This is a genomic window from Methylobacterium sp. (genome assembly GCF_028290105.1).
Classification (GTDB): Bacteria; Pseudomonadota; Alphaproteobacteria; order Rhizobiales; family Beijerinckiaceae; genus Methylobacterium.
Map to the genome: position 1 here is coordinate 1 of NZ_JAQGKL010000132.1, position 18,194 is coordinate 18,194.

16 protein-coding genes are annotated in these 18,194 nt (G+C 69.3%); 7 read left to right on the top strand and 9 right to left on the bottom strand.

Features of this window, described 5'->3' with window-relative positions:
- A partial coding sequence (locus JWQ05_RS09425; protein WP_299657856.1) for an ATP-binding cassette domain-containing protein occupies window positions 1-824 on the bottom strand: 824 nt, incomplete at its 3' end.
- A 164-nt stretch (window positions 825-988) separates the two neighbouring features.
- On the opposite strand from JWQ05_RS09425, the gene JWQ05_RS09430 reads away from it, so the two are divergent.
- The 3 genes from JWQ05_RS09430 to JWQ05_RS09440 are packed head-to-tail and all read left to right on the top strand — an operon-like array spanning window position 989 to window position 4,385.
- The gene (locus JWQ05_RS09430) at window positions 989-2,872 is read left to right on the top strand and encodes an MHYT domain-containing protein (protein WP_299657858.1); all 1,884 of its coding nucleotides are present in this window, start codon (window positions 989-991) and stop codon (window positions 2,870-2,872) included.
- Between the two features lie 53 nt (window positions 2,873-2,925).
- A complete protein-coding gene (locus JWQ05_RS09435) occupies window positions 2,926-3,339 on the top strand; it encodes a response regulator (protein ID WP_299657860.1) in 414 nt (137 codons plus the stop codon).
- Window positions 3,336-4,385, top strand: a complete 1,050-nt coding sequence (locus JWQ05_RS09440; protein WP_299657862.1) for a response regulator — start codon at window positions 3,336-3,338, stop codon at window positions 4,383-4,385. The genes JWQ05_RS09435 and JWQ05_RS09440 overlap by 4 nt, the downstream gene beginning before the upstream one ends.
- 6 nt (window positions 4,386-4,391) lie before the next feature.
- Here the strand turns inward: JWQ05_RS09440 and JWQ05_RS09445 are convergent, their stop codons facing one another.
- The 6 genes from JWQ05_RS09445 to JWQ05_RS09470 all read right to left on the bottom strand — a co-directional run bounded on the left by JWQ05_RS09445 (window position 4,392) and on the right by JWQ05_RS09470 (window position 12,408).
- A complete protein-coding gene (locus tag JWQ05_RS09445) occupies window positions 4,392-5,804 on the bottom strand; it encodes an FAD-binding oxidoreductase (protein WP_299657864.1) in 1,413 nt (470 codons plus the stop codon).
- A gap of 90 nt (window positions 5,805-5,894) precedes the next feature.
- Window positions 5,895-7,505: an ABC transporter ATP-binding protein gene (locus tag JWQ05_RS09450; RefSeq protein WP_299657866.1), complete on the bottom strand. Its 1,611-nt coding sequence runs from the start codon at window positions 7,503-7,505 to the stop codon at window positions 5,895-5,897.
- A 2-nt stretch (window positions 7,506-7,507) separates the two neighbouring features.
- Entirely contained in the window at window positions 7,508-8,926 is a 1,419-nt protein-coding gene (locus JWQ05_RS09455; RefSeq protein WP_299657868.1) for a M20 family metallopeptidase, read from the bottom strand.
- A gap of 38 nt (window positions 8,927-8,964) precedes the next feature.
- Window positions 8,965-9,915, bottom strand: coding sequence for an ABC transporter permease (locus tag JWQ05_RS09460; RefSeq protein ID WP_299657870.1), 951 nt, complete (start codon window positions 9,913-9,915; stop codon window positions 8,965-8,967).
- Entirely contained in the window at window positions 9,912-10,826 is a 915-nt protein-coding gene (locus JWQ05_RS09465) for an ABC transporter permease (RefSeq protein WP_299657872.1), read from the bottom strand. The genes JWQ05_RS09460 and JWQ05_RS09465 overlap by 4 nt, the downstream gene beginning before the upstream one ends.
- A 52-nt stretch (window positions 10,827-10,878) precedes the next feature.
- Window positions 10,879-12,408 (bottom strand): ABC transporter substrate-binding protein, encoded by a 1,530-nt coding sequence (locus JWQ05_RS09470; RefSeq protein WP_299657873.1) that lies wholly within the window; start codon window positions 12,406-12,408, stop codon window positions 10,879-10,881.
- A gap of 156 nt (window positions 12,409-12,564) precedes the next feature.
- On the opposite strand from JWQ05_RS09470, the gene JWQ05_RS09475 reads away from it, so the two are divergent.
- Window positions 12,565-13,473, top strand: a complete 909-nt coding sequence (locus JWQ05_RS09475; RefSeq protein ID WP_299657875.1) for a LysR family transcriptional regulator — start codon at window positions 12,565-12,567, stop codon at window positions 13,471-13,473.
- Window positions 13,474-13,477: 4 nt separating this feature from the next.
- On the opposite strand, the gene JWQ05_RS09480 is transcribed toward JWQ05_RS09475, so the two are convergent.
- Window positions 13,478-14,488 carry a 1-aminocyclopropane-1-carboxylate deaminase gene (locus tag JWQ05_RS09480; protein ID WP_299657877.1) on the bottom strand — a complete coding sequence of 337 codons (1,011 nt, stop codon included), beginning with the start codon at window positions 14,486-14,488 and terminating at the stop codon, window positions 13,478-13,480.
- A 158-nt stretch (window positions 14,489-14,646) separates the two neighbouring features.
- Between JWQ05_RS09480 and JWQ05_RS09485 the strand changes: the two genes are divergently transcribed.
- From JWQ05_RS09485 to JWQ05_RS09495, 3 genes are all read left to right on the top strand, one after another.
- Window positions 14,647-15,111, top strand: coding sequence for an Lrp/AsnC family transcriptional regulator (locus JWQ05_RS09485; RefSeq protein ID WP_299657879.1), 465 nt, complete (start codon window positions 14,647-14,649; stop codon window positions 15,109-15,111).
- A gap of 28 nt (window positions 15,112-15,139) precedes the next feature.
- Window positions 15,140-16,408: a D-serine ammonia-lyase gene (locus tag JWQ05_RS09490; RefSeq protein WP_299657881.1), complete on the top strand. Its 1,269-nt coding sequence runs from the start codon at window positions 15,140-15,142 to the stop codon at window positions 16,406-16,408.
- Window positions 16,409-16,815: 407 nt separating this feature from the next.
- Window positions 16,816-17,199: an ester cyclase gene (locus JWQ05_RS09495; RefSeq protein WP_299657883.1), complete on the top strand. Its 384-nt coding sequence runs from the start codon at window positions 16,816-16,818 to the stop codon at window positions 17,197-17,199.
- 78 nt (window positions 17,200-17,277) lie between these two features.
- On the opposite strand, the gene JWQ05_RS09500 is transcribed toward JWQ05_RS09495, so the two are convergent.
- Window positions 17,278-18,078, bottom strand: a complete 801-nt coding sequence (locus JWQ05_RS09500; protein ID WP_299657885.1) for an amino acid ABC transporter ATP-binding protein — start codon at window positions 18,076-18,078, stop codon at window positions 17,278-17,280.
- Window positions 18,079-18,194: the final 116 nt, after the last annotated feature.

An 18,194-nucleotide genomic window follows, 5' to 3' on the forward strand; every position in this document is an offset into this window, starting at 1 on the left:
ATGAAGGAGATCTCCTTGGCGAGCATCGCCTGCTGGCGCTCGAACTGTGCCTGCTGCTGCTTTTCCGCGAGCGCGCGCTGCTGCTCGTAGAACTCGTAATTGCCGCCATAGGTGGTCAGCCCGCCGCCGTCGATCTCGACCACCTTGTTGATGATGCGGTTGATGAACTCGCGGTCATGCGAGGTCATCAGCAGCGCGCCCTCGTAGCCCTTGAGGAAAGCCTCCAGCCAGATCAGGCTCTCGAGGTCGAGGTGGTTGCTCGGCTCGTCGAGGAGCATGACGTCGGGGTTCATCAGGAGGATGCGGGCGAGCGCCACGCGCATCTTCCAGCCCCCCGAGAGCTTGCCGACGTCGCCGTCCATCATCTCCTGCGAGAAGCTCAGGCCCGCCAGCACCTCGTAGGCACGGCCCTCCAGCGCGTAGCCGTCGAGTTCCTCGAAGCGCGCCTGGACCTCGCCGTAGCGCTCGATCAAGGCCTCCATCTCGTCCATCCGATCCGGGTCGGCCAGCGCCAGTTCGACTTGCTTCAGCTCCGCCCCGATCTCGCTCACCGGCCCGGCGCCGTTCATCACCTCCGAGACGACGCTGCGGCCGGACATCTCGCCGACATCCTGGCTGAAATACCCGATGGTGATGCCGCGATCGGCGGCGACCTGACCTTCGTCGGGCTGCTCCTCGCCGGTGATCATCCGGAACAGGGTGGTCTTGCCGGCGCCGTTCGGGCCGACGAGGCCGACCTTCTCGCCCTTCTGGAGGGCAGCCGACGCCTCGATGAAGACGATCTGGCGGCCGTTCTGCTTGCCGATTTTTTCGAGGCGGATCATGGGGTCACGGAGGTTCGGACGGGTCCTGGGGCCATACGGCATGGCGGGGCCGAGCGGTAGTGCAGCGCGGCACCGCCCGGATTCCGTCGCCGTCGATGGTTCTCCGGTAACGGCCGCGCTAATCTCCACTCCACAACCTCGCGAACGGACGCCACCGCCGCCCCATGATCCACACCGGCTACAATCCGGCGCTCGTCGCCCTGTCCGTCTCCATCGCGGTCTTCGCGTCCTACACGGCGCTCGACCTCGGCAGCCGCATTGGCCGGGTCACCTCCGGCCCGCGCTGGGGATGGATCGCCGGGGCGGCCGCCGCGATGGGCGGCGGCATCTGGTCGATGCACTTCGTCGGCATGCTCGCCTTCGAGATGGGGATGCCGGCGGCCTACGATGTCGGCACGACCGTCCTGTCGCTCGCCCTCGCCATCGGCTTCACCGGCGCGGCCTTCGCCTGGATCGGCCGCCGGGGCGCCTCCACGCGCGACCTCCTGGTCGCCGGCCCGGTGATGGGGCTCGGGGTCGCGGCGATGCACTACACCGGCATGGCGGCGATGCAGGTGCCGGGCAACCTCGCCTATCATTGGCCGGTGGTCGCGGCGTCCGTCATCATCGCGGTGACGGCGGCGACCACCGCGCTCTGGTTGACCTTTCGTCAGAACAGCGTTTGGCAGAAGCTGATCGCGGCCTGCGTCATGGGAATCGCGGTCGCCGGGATGCATTACACCGGCATGGCGGCGGCGACCTTCACGCCCGGGGAGGGCGGAGCGCATGCGGCGCACGCGGCCGAACTCAGCCACGCCCAGCAGAACCTCGCCCTGGCGGTCTCGGGCGCGACCTTCCTGATCCTGTTCCTGGCGATGCTCGCCTCGTCCTTCGACCAGCAGCGGATCCAGCGGGATCTGCGCGCCAGCGAGGCGCGCTTCCGGGCCGCCATCCAGGCCGTGAGCGGCGTGCTGTGGACCAACGACGCCAACGGACGCATGGTCGGCGAGCAGCCCGGCTGGAGCGCCATCACGGGCCAGACCCGGGCGGAATACGAGGGCTACGGCTGGGCCAAGGCCGTGCATCCCGACGACGCGCAGGCGAGCATCGACGCCTGGAACGAGACCGTGCGGGAGCGCCGGACCTTCGTGCACGAGCACCGCGTGCGCTCCGCAGATGGCGGCTGGCGCCACTACGCCATCCGCGCCGTTCCGATCCTCGATGCGCACGGCGCGATCCAGGAATGGGTCGGCGTGCACACCGACATCACCGCGCAGCGCCAGGCCGAGGACGAGCTTCGCGAATCGAACGAGGAGATCCAGCGCTACGCCTACATCGTAAGCCACGATCTGCGTGCGCCGCTGGTCAACGTGATGGGATTCACCAGCGAATTGGAGGCGACCCGCGACGACGTGCGCGCGGCCCTGCAGACCCATCCGCAGGGAGAGCGGATCGACGCGGACCTCGCCGAGGCGCTCGGCTTCATCAAGGCGGCCGTGACCCGGATGGAAAGCCTGATCGCGGCGATCCTCAAGCTGTCGCGCGAGGGCCGGCGCAGCTTCACGCCCGAGCGCCTCGACATGACGGCCCTGATGCAGCGCATCGCCGACGCGCAGCGCCACCAGACCGGGCAGGCCGGCGCCGAAGTCGTCGTCGCCCCCGACCTCCCGGTGATCTCCGCCGACCGCCTCGCCGTCGAGCAGGTCTTCGGCAACCTCATCGACAATGCGGTGAAGTATCTCGACCCCGCGCGCGCCGGGCGCATCGAGATCGCCGCCACGAGCCTCGGTGGCGGCGGCGTCCGGTTCAGCGTCGCCGACAACGGCCGGGGCATCGCCGCGCGGGACCACGCCCGGGTCTTCGAACTGTTCCGCCGCTCGGGCGCGCAGGACAAGCCGGGGGAGGGCATCGGGCTCGCCCACGTCAAGGCACTGGTGCGCTCGCTCGGTGGACGCATCGAGGTCGCATCGGAACTTGGGGTTGGTACAACCTTCAGCGTGACGCTGCCGCGCGGGACCGCTACAGGTCTTGGGCAGGACGGGCCGCCGATGCGGCTCGCCGCGGAATAAGACTGACCGCGGGATAAGATCGGGGTGCCAGCGTGAACGCCGTCGAAATCGTCATGATCGAGGACGATGAGGGCCATGCGCGCCTGATCGAGCGCAACATCCGGCGCGCGGGCGTGAACAACACCATCCTGCCCTTCCGGGACGGGACGACGGCGCTGGACTACCTGCTCGGATCGGACGGGACGGGGGAGGTCAGCGCCAAGCGCCACCTCCTGATCCTGCTCGACCTGAACCTGCCGGACATGACCGGCATCGACATCCTGGAGAAGGTGAAGGCGAACGCGCACACCAAGCGCTCGCCCGTGGTCGTCCTCACCACCACCGACGACCAGCGTGAGATCCAGCGCTGCTACGACCTCGGCGCCAACGTCTACATCACCAAGCCGGTGAACTACGAAGGCTTCGCCAACGCGATCCGGCAGCTCGGCCTGTTCTTCTCGGTGATGCAGGTGCCCGAGAATTCATGAGCGCGCCCGTCGCCCCGGGCCGCGGCCGCGTCCTCTACGTCGACGACGACCCGGGTCTCGGCCGGCTGGTGCAGCGCGCGCTCCAGGCCCGGGGCTACGTCGTCGAGGTGGTCCCCGACGGGGATGCCGGGCTGGCGCGCCTGGCGTCGGGCGGCATCGACGTGGTCGCCCTCGACCATCACATGCCCGGCCAGACCGGCCTCGACCTCCTCCCCGCCATCCGCGCGCTGCCCGAGGCCCCGCCGGTGGTCTACGTCACGGGCTCGGAGGACAGCCGCGTCGCGGTCGCCGCCCTGAAGGCGGGCGCGGTCGACTACGTCTGGAAGGACCTCCAGGGCCAGTTCCGCGAGCTCCTCGGCGAGGCCATCGACACGGCGTTGCGCCAGGAGGCCCTGCGGCGGGACAAGGAGCGGGCGGAGCGCGAGGTCCGCGAGGCGCGCGACCGGGCCGAGATCATGCTGCGCGAGGTCAACCACCGGGTCGCCAATTCCCTGGCTCTGGTCGCGGCCCTCACGCACATGCAGACGAACGCGGTCACCGACCCCGCCGCCAAGGCGGCTCTGCAGGAGATGCAGGCGCGGATCTCGGCCATCGCCGGCATCCACCGGCGCCTCTACACCTCGGACGACGTCGAGGCGGTGGACCTCGACGCCTATCTGGCGAGCCTCGTGGAGGAGTTGCAGGCGGCCATGAAGGCGGCGGGCCGCGACCACGCCATCCGGCTGCGCGCCGAGCCCGTGCGGCTCGCCACCGACAAGGCGGTCTCGGTGGGCGTCGTCGTCACCGAACTCGTGACCAACGCGTACAAGTACGCCTATCCGCCCGAAGTGCCCGGCGAAATCCGCGTGTCGGTCGCCCTCGATGGCGCCGAAGGCGTCACGCTCACGGTGGAGGACGACGGCATCGGCTGGACCGGGGAGGGCCAGCCCCGCGGCACCGGCCTCGGTTCGCGCATCATCCGCGCGATGGCGACGAACCTGCGCTCCGCCCTGGTCTACGCCCATGGCCGGGCCGGAACCCGCGCGACGCTGTCGTTCCAGAACTGACGCCGCTCAGAGCATCGCGCCGGCGTTCATGATCCCGTCCGGGTCGAGGCTGCGCTTCAGGGTCTCGATCAGGCGCAGGCGCTCGGAATCCGCGTAGCGCACCAGTAGGTCGCGCTTGAAGCGGCCGATCCCGTACTCGGCGCTGAAGCTGCCCCCCAGCGCGATCGCGGCGGCGTAGAGTTCATGGGCAAAGCCCGCCTCGATCTCGCGGGTGAAGTCGAGCCGGTCGCGGCCCTTCGGCACGACGAGGTTGTAGTGCAGGTTGCCGTCGCCGACATGGCCGTAGACGGAGAGGCGCACCGCGGGCAGTTGCTCGGCGAGGAGCGCCGCGCCACGATCCAGGAACGCCGTGAGCTGGGAAATCGGCACCGCGATGTCGTGCTTGACCGAGCCGCCCGCGTGCTTCTCGCCCTCGGGGATGGTCTCGCGCACGGCCCAGAAGGCACGGCGCTGCGTCTCCGACTGTGCCAGCACCGCGTCGGTGACCCAGCCCGCCTCCATCAACTGCTCCAGGCAGCCCATCAGCACCTCGTCGAGGGGGATGCGGGCGGAAGACGCCGTGAGTTCGAGGAGGACGGCGCCGCCCGGGCCCGCATTCAGCCCGGTCCCGGTACCGCGCATCTCGGCGACGAGGGCGAGGGAGGAGGCCGAGATCAGCTCGAAGGTCGAGGCGAGGTCGGAGGTTTCGCGCCTGACCATCGCGGCCATCTCGGGGATCGGCGCGCCCGCGCCGAGTTCGAGCCAGGCCGTGGCGCGCTGCCCTTGCGCCGGCCAGAGCTCGAGCACAACGCCGGTGATGATGCCGAGCGTCCCCTCGGCGCCGATGAAGAGCTGCTTGAGGTCGTAGCCGATGTTGTTCTTGCGCAGGGTGCGCATGTCGGAGAACAGCGTCCCGTCCGGCAGCACCACTTCGAGCCCCAGCACGAGGTCACGGGCCATGCCGTAGCGCAGCACCTGCAGGCCACCCGCATTGGTGCCGAGATTGCCGCCGAGCCGGCAGCTTCCCTCCGCCCCGAGGCTGAGGGGCAGGAACAGGCCCTCGGCCTCCGCCGCCTTCTGCGCGTCCGCCAGGATCGACCCGGCATCGCACGCCAGGGTGAAGTTGAGCGGATCGACGGCGCGGATGCGCGTCATGCGCTCCAGGCTGACGACGAGTTGGCGCCGCCCCGGCTCCGGAGTCGCCCCGCCGACATAGCCGGTGTTGCCGCCCTGGGGCACGAGGCCGAAGCCCTGTGTGCGGGCGAGGCACACGATCGCCTGGACGTCCTCGACGGTGCGCGGACGCAGGACCGCCGGGGTCTCACCCTGCATCAGCTCCCGGTGATCCCGCGTGTAGCGCGTCGTCATCTCGGGCGTGGTCAGGACGCCGCTCTCGCCGAGCAGGGCCTGGAACGGGGCAAGGGCGTCGCGGTCCGGCATGGGTCAGGGCTCTTCGTTCCGGGGGCGTCAGGTCTGGCCGTCTGGACCGGACCATGTCGCGACACGCCCGCGAAGGGAAGCGCCCGCCCGTCAGGCCTGCCCGGCGAGCAAGCCCGGAACCGCGCCGAGGAGATCGCGCGTGTAGGCGTGTTCGGGCGCGCGAAACAACGCGGCGGTGGGGCGCATCTCCACGATGGCGCCGCGATGCATCACCGCGATGCGGTCGCAGATCTTGGCCGCCACCCGCAGGTCGTGGGTGATGAACAGCATCGCGAGGTTCAGGCGCTGCTTGAGGTCCTCCAACAGGTCGAGCACCTGGGCCTGGACCGAGACGTCGAGGGCGGAGACCGCCTCGTCGGCCACCAGCACGTCGGGCTCCATCGCGAGGGCCCGGGCGATGCCGATGCGCTGCCGCTGGCCGCCCGAGAAGGCGTTGGGGTAGCGCTCCGCGGCACTCGGCGAGAGCCCGACGAGGTCGAGGAGGTCGCGCGCCCGGGCCCGGGCCTCGCGGGCCGGCGTGCCGTGCGCGATCGGCCCGGCGGTGATGATCTGCTCGACGGTGCGGCGCGGGTTGAGCGAAGCGAAGGGGTCCTGGAAGATCATCTGGATGCGCCGGCGCTCGTCGCGCAGGGCGCGCGGCCCGAGCGCCGTGTAATCGAGGGCACCGAGGCGCACGGTGCCCCGGTCGGGCTCGATCAGCCGGATGGCGAGGCGCGCGGTGGTGGACTTGCCGGAGCCGGATTCGCCGACCAGGCCGAGCGTCTCGCCGCGCCGGACCTCGAAGGCCACCTGCTTCACCGCGTCGACCACGCGGGGCTTCCCGAAAAGGCCGCCCCGCGTGGTGTAGGTCTTGGTCAGGCCGATGGCCGAGAGGGCGATCGGCGCGGAGTCGCGCGCGGCCCGCACGGGGGGCACCAGGCTCGGCACCGCCGCCAGCAGCGCCTGCGTGTAGGGGTGTTGGGCATTCTTCAGGACCTGCGTCGCGCTGCCCTGTTCCACCAGCTTGCCTCGCTGAAGCACCGCCACGTGGTCGGCGATGTCGGCCACCACGCCGAAATCGTGGGTGATGAACAGCACGCTCATGCCCCGGCGCCGCTGCAGATCGCGGACGAGCTTGAGGATCTGCGCCTGGGTCGTGACGTCGAGGGCCGTCGTCGGCTCGTCGGCCACCAGGATCGAGGGTTCCAGTGCCAGCGCCATGGCGATCATGGCCCGTTGGCGCTGGCCGCCGGAGAGCTGGTGCGGATAGGCGCGAACGATCTGCTCGGGGTCGGGGAGGCCGACCTCGGTCGCAAGGGCGACGGCGCGGGCCCTGCGCTCGAGCTTCGTCAGGAGGCCGTGCGCCTCGAACATCTCGGCGATCTGGTCGCCGATGCGCATCACCGGGTTCAGGGCCGTCATCGGCTCCTGAAACACCATGGCGATGCGGCGGCCACGCAAGCTGCGCCAGCCGCGCTCGTCGAGCGCGAGGAGGTCCTGTCCCTCGAACAGGATCTGCCCGGCCACCGGCTTCAGCGCGCGCGGCAACAGGCCGGTGAGCGCGTAGGCGCTCATCGACTTGCCGGAGCCGGATTCGCCGACCACGCAGAGGATCTTGCCCGGCATCAGGTCGAGGGAAAGGTCCTCCACCGCATGGGGCCGGTCCGAGCCCTTCGGCAGCGCCAGGGTCAGGTTCCGGATCTGGACGACGGGCGCGCTCATGCTCAGGCCTCCGCGGCTTTGCGCCGGGCCAGGACCGCCGGGCCGGTCTCGGCGAGATCCCAGAACAGGCCCGCCATCAGCATCAGGGCCTCGCGCGAGGGCGGCCCGAGCAGGTGCTCGTCGGGGCCGTGCTGGAGGCAGGCCGGATAGGAATGGGGCACCCAGAGCGTGGGCAGGCCGAGGATTTCCGAGAAGGCGTCGTTGGGGAGCGAGCCGCCGAGATTCGGCAGTAGGGCCGGGCGCTTGCCGGTGCTCGCCGCGATGGAGGCGAGTGCCCAGTCCACCCAGGGATCCTCGACGGGGAGGCGGGTCGCCCGGAACACCTCCGTGCGGGCGGCGCGGACCTCCACCATGGGATAGCCCTGCGAGTCGAGATGGGCGCGCAACGCCGGCAGGATCCCCTCCCAATCGGTGCCGACGACGAAGCGCAGTTGCAGCGTCGCCTTGGCGGTGGGCGGCACGGCGTTGAGCGGGCCGTCCGGGTCTCCGGTCTTGAAGGCCAGCACCTCGAGGGTGTTCCAGCCGAAGACGCGCTCGGCGGCGCTGAGCCCCGGCTCGCCCCAATCGGCGTCGATGGCGGGCGCGGTCGGGTCGCTGCCGACGGTGATGTCGGCCAGCGCCGCGCGCACGGTCTCGGGGATCGGCGGCGGACGCAGGGCCTCGACGAGGATCGTGCCGCGCCCGTCGACGAGGGACGCGATGGCGTTGGCCAGCACCGTGCCGGAGTTGCGCAGGAGGCCGCCCCAGTTGCCGGAATGGTGGCTGCCTTCGCGCAGGTTCAGCAGCATCTCGAAGGTGTAGCCGCCGCGCGAGCCGAGGAAGACGGTCGGACGCTCGGCACTGACGCGCGGCCCGTCGGAGGCGATGAGCACGTCGGCCTTCAGGGCCTCGCGTTCCGCCCGGCAGATTTCGCGAAGGCCCGGCGAGCCCGATTCCTCGCCCATCTCGATCAGCAGCTTGGTGTTGAAGCCGAGATGCCCGTCGCGGGCGCGCAACACGGCCTCCAGCGCGCCGAGATTAAGGATGTGCTGGCCTTTGTTGTCGGCGGTGCCGCGCCCGTACCAGCGATCGCCCTCGATGGTGATCGCATAAGGAGCGAGGCCATCGCGCCACTGCTCGGGGTAGCCGCGCACGGTGTCGCCGTGTCCGTAGATCAGGACGGTGGGCAGGTCGCCGCCTTCGTGACGCTCGGCGATCAGGAAGGGGCCGTGGACGCCGTCCGGATTGTCGAGGATGCGGCTCGTGAAGCCGAGCGGCGCGATCAGCGGCACCAGGAAGTCGCCGAGGTAGGCGCGCAGCTTCGGCACCTGTCCGTCGGCCTGGCTCTCGGTGGGGCGGGCGACGGCATCCTGCAGGACGCCGAGGAAGCCGCCGTCATCGTAGTGGCGCGCGGCAAGCGCGATCGCATCGTGTCGGGACATGGATCCACTCTGGCTCGGGTGAGGGTGGGGCAGGGCGCTCAGCGCCGTCCCTCGGGGGCGGTGACGTCGCGGATGCCGTCGCCGAGAAGGTTGATCGCGAGAACCAGGACCAGCAGGGCGACGCCCGGGATGGTGATGACCCAGGGCTGGAAGAACATGTACGGCTTGCCCTCCGCGATCATCAGGCCCCAGGACGGCAGGGGCGGCTGCACGCCGAGCCCGAGGAAGGACAGGGCGGCCTCCAGCAGGATGGCGTGGGCCATCTCGAGCGTCGCCACCACGATCAGCGCGTTGAGGATGTTGGGCAGAACCTCCTGGAACAGGATGCGGACGGGCGAGAAGCCCGTGGCGCGGGCCGCCGCGATGAAGTCCTGGTCGCGGATCTGCCGGGTGGCGGCGCGGGTGACCACGGCGAAGCGGTCCCAGAGCAGGAAGCCGAGCACCAGCACCACCACCTTGAGCGAACCACCCACGAGGGACGCCATGGCGAGCGCCACCAGCACCACCGGCATGGCGAGGCGCGTCGTCACGATGTAGCTCACCAGCGCGTCGACCCGGCCGCCGAAATAGCCGGCGCAGATGCCGAGCGTCGTCCCGATGATGCCCGAGATGGCGGCGGCGGCGACTCCGATGAGCAGCGAGATCTGGCTGCCGTAGATCAGGCGGCTCAGGTAGTCGCGCCCGAGCTTGTCGGTACCGAGCACGTGCTCCCAGGTGCCTTTCGCCTGCCAGATCGGCGGGATCAGGCGGCGCGAGACGTCCTGCGCGTAGGGATCGTGCGGGGCGATCAGCGGCGCGGCGAGCGCGGCCAGCAGGATGACTCCGAGGATGCCGGCGCCGATCAGGAAGCCGCCGTGGTGCAGGCCGCGCCGCAGGGCCAGCACGGTGGGCGAGCGCGCGGTGGCGAGCGCCTGCGGCTCGGGCGCCAAGACCACCGGCGCATCGGGCATGCCGGCCGCGAGGGGGGAGGCGGAGGGCTGGAGTGTCATTGGCGCAGCCGGGGATCGAGGAAGGCGTTGAGAAGGTCGGCCGCCAGCGTCAGGGCGATGTAGATCATCGCCAGGACCAGCACGATCGCCTGCACCACGGGGAAGTCGTTGCGGGCGATGGATTCCCAGGCGAGTTGCCCGAGCCCCTGGAGCGAGAACACCGCCTCGATGACGATAGAGCCGCCGAGCATGAACCCGAACTGGACGGCGGCCAGCGCGATCACCGGGATCACGGCGTTGCGCAACGCGTGCCGGATCAGGATCTTGCGCGGGGGGAGCCCCTTGGCCCGCGCGGTCCGCACGTAGTCGGAGGCCAGCACCTCCAGCATGCCGTTGCGGGTCAGGCGCATCACCGCCGGCATGGCGTAGTAGCCGAGCGCGACCGCCGGCAGCACGAAGTGCTTCCAGGTCGTGTTGCCGGAGACCGGCAGCCAGCGCAGGTTGACCGAGAAGATCATGATCAGGGTCAGGCCGAACCAGAAACTCGGCATCGCCTGTCCCAGCACCGAGATCGAGAGTGCGGCCCGGTCGATCCAGGTGTCGCGCTTGACCGCCGCCAGCACGCCGAGCGGGATCGCCACGAACAGCGCGACGGCTAGGGCCACCACGCCGAGGAACAGCGTGATCGGCAGGCGCGCGGCCAGGAGGTCGATGACGCTCTCGCGAAAGTAGAACGAGTTGCCGAAATCCAGCCGGATCGCGCGGCCCGCCCAGGCCAGGAACTGCGCCAGCATCGGCTGGTTCAGCCCGTACTGGACCCGGATCGCCTCCACCTGCACGGAGGTCGCCTCAGGCCCCGCGATGGCGGTGGCGAGATCGCCCGAGAGGTGCAGCAGCATGAAGCTCGCCACCGACACTGTCACGGCGACCGCGATCGCCACCAGACATCGTTGCAGCATGAACCTGAGCATGGCCGGGTCCCCTCGGTTGGTGGATTCGCGCGCTCGGCGGTGACGGCCCCGGCTACTTCTTCCATTCGGCCGCGTAGAAACGCGGCAGTTCGTCCGGCTGCGCCGTGAAGGTGAGGTCCTGCGTGAACGCGTAGTTCGTGGAGTAGGAGAACATCGGCAGGGCGTAGGCCTGGCCCGCGATGCGCTTCAAGGCCTCCGAATACTTCGCCTTGCGCAGGGACGGATCGGTGGCGCCATCGCCGGCCTGGAGGCCCGCGATGGTCTCGGGATCCTTGGTCAGGTCCTCGTCGCCGCCCCGGAAGTACACCCCGGTGAAAGCCGAGACGTCGAGGACCGAAAACGAGCCCCAGGTCTGGAAGGCGATCGAGACCTTGCCGCCGCGGATGAGGTCGCGCAGTGCCGCGTAGCGCAGGTAGTTCAGGCGCGCCTTGATGCCGACCGCGCGCAGGTAACCGATGACCGCCTCGGCGTAGTCGCGCTCGCGATAAGCGCCGAGATCGATCTCGAACCCGTCCGGGTAGCCCGCCTCCTTCAGGAGCGCCTTGGCCTTGGCCGGATCGTAGGCGTAGCGCGGCACGCCCTCGTCGACGCAACCGAACTGGTCGATGAAGCAGGCCGCGTTCATGACGCGGCTTCCGCCGCGCACGAGGTTGTCGACCATGGCCTTTCGGTCGATGGCATAGGAGATCGCCTGGCGGACGCGGACGTCCTTCAGGGGCGAGTTCGCGGCGGCCCGGCCCAGGGTGTCGAATTGCAGGAACCCGACCCGCATGGTCTCGGCGCTGAGCACGGAGACGTTCGGCGCGGCCTTCAACTGGTCGGCCTGGTCGCTCGGCACGCGCCAGATCCAGTCGATGCCGCCGGTGACGAGCTCAGCCATGCGGCTGTCGGCATCGGGAATGACGCGGAATTCGAGCTTGCCGATCTTGGCCGCGCCGATCGGGCTGCCGGGCCAATACTTGGCGAAGCGCTCCATCTTCACGCCGCGCCCGTTCTCCACCGCCGTGATCCGGTAGGGCCCGGTTCCGATCGGGGCCTTGGCGAACCCGTCGAGGCCCACCTTCTTGAAGTAGGCGGCGGGGAAGATCGGCGTCGGTCCGGCGAGGTATTCCAGGGCCGCCGGGAAGGAACTCTTGAGGTGGATGCGCACGGTGCGGGCATCCACCACCTCGGTCGCCTTCATCCAGTCGACGTTCTGCTTCGTCACCGTGCGGGCGTCCGGTGTCAGCACGTAATTGAAGGTGAAGGCCACGTCCTCGGGCCCGAAGGCGTCGCCGTTGTGGAAGGTCACGCCCTCGCGGATGGTCAGTTCGAGGGTGACCGGGTCGACCCATTTCCAGGCGGTGGCCAGCATCGGCTGATACGCGCCGGTCTTCGGGTCGCGGTAGATCAGGGTATCCCAGACGTTGCGGGCCAGGATCACGCCCTCGCGGGCGCTGTTGTGATAGGGGCTGACGTTTTCCGGCTCGGTATCGGAGGCATAGACCAGGGTGTCGTTGGCCTTGCCGGCGAGCGCCGGAAGGCTCCCCGCCAGCGTGATGAGGGAGAGCGCGGCGCCCGCCACGCAGGTGTGTCTCGCCATGATCCAGAACCCTCTGCCTGCCTCAAGCTCCCCGGAAATACCGGGTGCCTGAAGCTGCCGCTTTTTTCGTCGTGCCATCGTGTTGTGCATTTCCCTTCGCAACAAGTAGAATTTCGCGAAGGGGGCCATGCCGTTTCGGCAAAGGAAGGCGTTGCGATGCAGACATCGGGGCTGCGCTACTTTCTGGCTGTCGCTCGCACCGGATCGATCGCGGCGGCCTCGGCCCACCTCAACGTAGCGGCGTCGGCGATCAGCCGCCAGATCGCGAATCTCGAGGCCGAACTCGGCTGCGTGCTGTTCGAGCGGCGGCCCCGGGGCATGGTCCCGAGCCCCGCCGGGGAATTGCTCGCCGCCCACGCGCATCAGGCCCTGATCCGGGCCGAGCAGGTCGCCGCCGAGATCCAGGAATTGCAGGGGCTGGCGCGCGGATTCATCCGGGTCGCCACCTCGGAGGGGTTCGCCCTCGATCTCCTGCCGAACGCCATCGCGGAATTTCACGCCCGCCACCCGGGCATTCGGTTCGAGGTGCAGATGCTGCCACCGGGCCAGGTCACGCAGGTGGTGGCCGCGGGTGACGCCGATATCGGCATCACCTTCGCGTTCGCGCCCTCGAGCCTGATCGCGGTCGCCTACGACAACATGGTGGAGATGGTGGCGCTGAGCGCCCCCGATCATCCCCTGGCGGGCAGGCCCTCGATCCAGCTCTCCGATCTCACAGCCTACCCGATCGCGGTGCCGACCCTCGACACCACCGCGCGCCGGGTCTTCGATGCCGCCTGCCAGGCGGAGGGGATCGCCATCGAGCCGACGCTGACGGCCAACATCCTGTCGGCGCTCCTGCCGTTCATCCGCCGCACGAAGGGCATTGCGCTGATGTCGGCCCTCTCGGTGCAGACGCCCGTGCGGCTGGGAGAACTCGTCTGCATTCCCGTGCGTTCGCGGGTCAGCCTGATGCGCGGCATCCAGGTCCAGGTGATGCGGGACCGCAAGCTCCCGCACGCGGTCCAGGCCTTCCTGCGACAGCTCATCGCCGCGCTGCCGCCGGTGGAACCCGGCGGCCTGTGAGGGATCAGCCGTTGCGGAAGGTGTAGCTGTAGCCGTTCAGGGCCGGCGCGCCGCCGAGATGCGCGTAGAGCACCCGCGACCCCTTGGGAAAGAAGCCCTTCTGCACGAGATCGATCATGCCCTGCATCGACTTCCCCTCGTAGACCGGGTCGGTGATCATGCCCTCGAGCCTGGCCGAGAGCCGGATTGCCTCGATGGTCTCCTTCGAGGGCACGCCGTAGACCGGGTAGGCGTAATCCTCGTTCAGCACGATGTCGTCGGGGCCGATCGCCGGTGCCCCGATCAGCGCGGCGGTGTTGCGGGCGATCTCCAGCACCTGGGCCTTCGTCTGCGCGGGCGTGCAGGACGCGTCGATGCCGATGACGTTGCGGGCGCGCCCGTCGGCGGCGAAACCCACCACCATGCCCGCATGGGTCGACCCGGTGACGGTGCAGACGACGATGTAGTCGAAATGCAGGCCCATCTCGGCTTCCTGCGCGCGGACCTCCTCGGCAAAACCCACGAAGCCGAGGCCGCCGAACTTGTGCACCGAGGCACCGGCCGGGATCGCGTAGGGCTTGCCGCCCTTGGCCTTCACGTCCTCCAGGGCGTTCGTCCAGCTCGCGCGGATGCCGATGTCGAAGCCTTCGTCCACGAGTTGCGTCTCGGCACCCATGATGCGCGACAGGAGGATGTTGCCGACCCGGTCGTAGACGGCGTCCTCGTGCGGAACCCAGGCCTCCTGGATCAGCCGGCACTTCATGCCGATCTTGGCGGCGACCGCCGCGACCATGCGGGTGTGATTGGACTGCACGCCGCCGATGGTGACCAGGGTGTCGGCCCCGCTCGCGATGGCGTCGGGCACGATGTATTCGAGCTTGCGCAGCTTGTTGCCGCCGTAAGCCAGTCCGGAATTGCAATCCTCGCGCTTGGCATAGATCAGCACGTCGCCGCCGAGATGGGCGGTGAGCCGCGGCAGGTGCTCGATTGGGGTCGGCCCGAAGGTGAGGGGGTAGCGCTCGAAGTTCGACAGCATGGTTCGACAATGTCCTTCGCGAAGAGCGCGAAAAAGCTAGCAAACGTCCGGCGAAAGGTGCTCTCGAAATGCGCGCATGAAACTTGCAATTCGCTGTCGCGGAAGCCGCGCGACGAACCGTCGTTGCGCGGCTGACGCCTGAAACGGAAGGATCGTTCGTGGACGCTGCGCTCGACCGGATGGACCTGAAGATTCTCCGCCTGCTTCAGGCGGACGGACGGATGGGCAATGCCGAGATCGCCAAGCGGGTGAACACCAGCGCAGCCACCTGCCACCGCCGCATCCAGCGCCTGTTCGACGAGGGCTATGTCCGGGGGGTGCGTGCCCTCATCGCGCCGGACAAGGTCGGGCGCGGCTCGCTCGTCATGGTCGGCGTGGTGCTCGACCGCTCGACACCGGAGAGTTTCGCGGCGTTCGAGGCGGCGGCACGCGCCATGCCGATGGTGCTCGACTGCCACCTGGTGGCCGGCGATTTCGACTACTTCCTCAAGATCCGCGTCTCCGATATGGCGGATTTCAACCGCCTGCACAGCGCCACGCTGATCGCCCTGCCGGGCGTGCGCCAGACCCGCACCTTCTTCGTGATGAAGGAGGTGGTCGACAATGCGCCCCTCGACCTGTGAATCCGAGATCCGAGAAGGAACCGCCCGCATGCCCGACCGCCTCGATGGGATTCCGGATGCCGTCCGCGCGGGCCGACCGACCGTGTGGCGCAACCCGCATCGGCGCCCGGCGGCCGAGATCCTGCCGGGGCTCACCTTCGGCCTCGCCGATGTCGCGGACGCCGAGGCGCGCTGGCGCCGCTTCGATCCCCTCCTGGCGCGCCTGTTTCCGGAATTGGAGACCGGGCGGATCGATTCCAGCCTGCTGGCGCTGCAGCCCGACGTGGCGGCTCACGTGGCGGGGGAGATGGGCGCCGCGATTTGGGTCAAGGCCGACCACGCCCTGCCGGTGACGGGCTGCATCAAGGCGCGCGGCGGCGTCTACGAGGTGTTGGTCTATGCCGAGACCCTGGCGCGGCGCGCGGGTTGGCTCGCGTCCGGCGCATCCTACGCAGGCCTCGCCGAGCCGGACCTGCGGCGGGCGTTCGGCGCCTACACCGTGGCGGTGGGCAGCACGGGCAATCTCGGCTTCAGCGTCGGCGTAATGGCGCGCACGCTCGGCTTTCAGGTCGAGGTCCACATGTCCCACGACGCCAAGGCCTGGAAGAAGGCGCGCCTGCGCGACATCGGCGCTCGGGTGGTCGAGCATGCGGGCGATTACGGCAGCGCGGTCGCGGCCGCCCGCGCCGCCTTTGCGGGGCGCGCGGACGCGCATTTCGTCGACGACGAGAGTTCGGTCGATCTCTTCCTCGGCTACGCTGCGGCGGCCTTCGACCTACAGCGCCAGCTGGAGGCCGCCCACATCACCGTCGATGTCCAACACCCGCTCCACGTCTACCTGCCCTGCGGCGTCGGCGGTGCGCCGGGGGGCGTGACGCTCGGCTTGAAGCTCCTCTACGGCGACGCGGTGCGCTGCATCTTCGTGGAGCCGGTGGCTGCCCCCTGCATGCTGGTGCAGCTCGCCGCCGGCCTGGACCAGCCCGTCAGCGTCTACGACATCGGCCTCGACAACCGCACGGCGGCCGACGGGCTCGCCGTCTCCCAGGCCTCGCTGCTCGTCGCCGGCACGGTGGGGGCGCTGATCGAGGCGGTGATCACCGTCGAGGATGCCGACCTGTTCCGGTGGCTGCGCGACCTCTGGGAACGGGCGGGCCTGCGCCTCGAGCCTTCTGCGGCGGCGGCCTTCGCCGCCGTCCGGCCAGCGCGCTCGAGCCTGCTCGAAGCGCGCGGCGGCACGCACGTGGTCTGGACGACCGGCGGCGCCCTGCTGCCCGAGGACGAGTTCCGGAAGGCCCTCGCGGCGGCGCCGGGCCGATAACCTGGGCCGAGAGCCTGTCGCCGTTCAGGTTTCGCGATGCCTGTACCAGTCCCAGACCAGCAAGAGCGGGACGGGGAGCACGATGGCGAAGAAGATCCAGTCGAACATCTGCGGCATGGTTGGACCATTCCGTTGCGTGGGAGACCTCAGGTGAAGGGAACCCCGGCGCCGAATGTTCCGCGCGCACCGGCCTCACGTCGCCTCGGGCAAGGTATCGGCGCCGAGGTTCAGTTGATGCGCGTTGCTCGATGGCGCGCTCCCAAGCCGGAACGCGGTCGGCGCGATTGCTTGACGAGGCGTTTTGGGTGGAGAGCGGTCATGTGGGCCGCCCATCATGACCGACTGCGTTACCTCTGCGGACAAACCTCACGGATTCGCGTTCCAACTAATCACGAAGGCGGAACAGTATGACGGACCTCGCGCGCAATAAGGCAAACGTAGTTGCGTTCTATCGGTTGATGTTCAACGACTGCCAGCCGCGCGAAGCGATCGACCGCTATGTCGGCGACGCGTACATCCAGCACAACCCGCATGTGGCCACCGGCAAGGACGGCTTCATCGCTTATTTCGAACGCATGGCGCGGGAGTGGCCGGGCAAATGGGTCGAGGTGAAGCGAGCGGTTGCCGAGGGCGATCTCGTCGTCCTGCATTGTTTGCAGCACTGGCCGGGCGACCACGACTACGCGGCCATGGATCTCTTCCGGCTCGACGGTCGTGGCAAGATCGTCGAGCATTGGGACGTGCTGCAAGTCCTGCCGGAGGATTCCGCCAACCCGAATGGGATGTTCTGAGCGGCGGGCGCCTCGCTCGAACACACCGGAGCCGAATGGGTCACCGATCTTCAAGGCCACGCCGATCGGATGTCGCCCCTAATCGTGCAACGAGGACAGGAACTGGCGCAGTTCCGGCGTCTTCGGGGACCCGAACAGGTCGGCCGGCGGGCCGATCTCGTGGACGAGCCCCTGGTGCATGAAGATGACCCGGTCGGCGACCTTGCGGGCAAAGCTCATCTCGTGGGTGACCATGAGAAGGGTCATGCCCTCGTCGGCGAGGGACTCGACCACGCGCAGGACCTCGCCGACGAGTTCCGGATCGAGGGCGCTGGTGATCTCGTCGCAGAGCATGATCGCCGGGTCCATGGCGAGCGCCCGGGCGATGGCGACCCGCTGCTGCTGGCCGCCCGAGAGCTTGTCGGGCAGGGCGTCGAACTTCTCGGCCAGGCCGACACGGGCGAGAAGCTGGCGCGCACGGGCCTCGTTCTCGGCCCCCGGCCGCTTCTTCACGAGGTGCGGGGCCAGCATCACGTTGCGGCCCACCGAGAGGTGGGGAAACAGGTTGAAGTTCTGGAAGATCATGCCGACGCCCTGGCGCAGGTCGCGCATGGCCTTGGCATTGTCGTGGAGGAGGTGCCGGCCGTCCACGATCAGCGATCCGTGCTGGAAGACCTCCAGGCCGTTGATGCAGCGCAGCAGCGTGCTCTTGCCCGAGCCGCTCCTGCCGATGATCGCGATCACCTCGCCGCGCATGACGTCGAGGTCGATGCCACGCAGCACCTCGTGCGTGCCGTAGGACTTGCGCAGCGCCGTGATCCGCAGGATCGGCGCGCCGACCTGCGTGTGCGGCGCACCCGAGGCGCCGCCCCCGGTCGCGGCATCGGGAACGGCGTTCATGCGAGCTTCCTTTCGAGGACCCTTGCGTAGAGGCTGATCGGGAAGCACAGGGCGAAGTACATCCCCGCCACGCAGGCATAGGTCAGCATCGGCTCGTAGGTGACGTTGGCGATCAT

Coding starts and splice junctions, on each gene's coding strand:
- JWQ05_RS09490 (WP_299657881.1), top strand. CDS start 15,140: ATGCCCGACCGCCTCGATGGGATTCCGGATGCCGTCCGCGCGGGCCGA.
- JWQ05_RS09475 (WP_299657875.1), top strand. CDS start 12,565: ATGCAGACATCGGGGCTGCGCTACTTTCTGGCTGTCGCTCGCACCGGA.
- JWQ05_RS09435 (WP_299657860.1), top strand. CDS start 2,926: ATGATCGAGGACGATGAGGGCCATGCGCGCCTGATCGAGCGCAACATC.
- JWQ05_RS09430 (WP_299657858.1), top strand. CDS start 989: ATGATCCACACCGGCTACAATCCGGCGCTCGTCGCCCTGTCCGTCTCC.
- JWQ05_RS09455 (WP_299657868.1), bottom strand. CDS start 8,926: ATGTCCCGACACGATGCGATCGCGCTTGCCGCGCGCCACTACGATGAC.
- JWQ05_RS09470 (WP_299657873.1), bottom strand. CDS start 12,408: ATGGCGAGACACACCTGCGTGGCGGGCGCCGCGCTCTCCCTCATCACG.
- JWQ05_RS09500 (WP_299657885.1), bottom strand. CDS start 18,078: ATGAACGCCGTTCCCGATGCCGCGACCGGGGGCGGCGCCTCGGGTGCG.
- JWQ05_RS09450 (WP_299657866.1), bottom strand. CDS start 7,505: ATGAGCGCGCCCGTCGTCCAGATCCGGAACCTGACCCTGGCGCTGCCG.
- JWQ05_RS09480 (WP_299657877.1), bottom strand. CDS start 14,488: ATGCTGTCGAACTTCGAGCGCTACCCCCTCACCTTCGGGCCGACCCCA.
- JWQ05_RS09495 (WP_299657883.1), top strand. CDS start 16,816: ATGACGGACCTCGCGCGCAATAAGGCAAACGTAGTTGCGTTCTATCGG.
- JWQ05_RS09460 (WP_299657870.1), bottom strand. CDS start 9,915: ATGACACTCCAGCCCTCCGCCTCCCCCCTCGCGGCCGGCATGCCCGAT.
- JWQ05_RS09440 (WP_299657862.1), top strand. CDS start 3,336: ATGAGCGCGCCCGTCGCCCCGGGCCGCGGCCGCGTCCTCTACGTCGAC.
- JWQ05_RS09445 (WP_299657864.1), bottom strand. CDS start 5,804: ATGCCGGACCGCGACGCCCTTGCCCCGTTCCAGGCCCTGCTCGGCGAG.
- JWQ05_RS09465 (WP_299657872.1), bottom strand. CDS start 10,826: ATGCTCAGGTTCATGCTGCAACGATGTCTGGTGGCGATCGCGGTCGCC.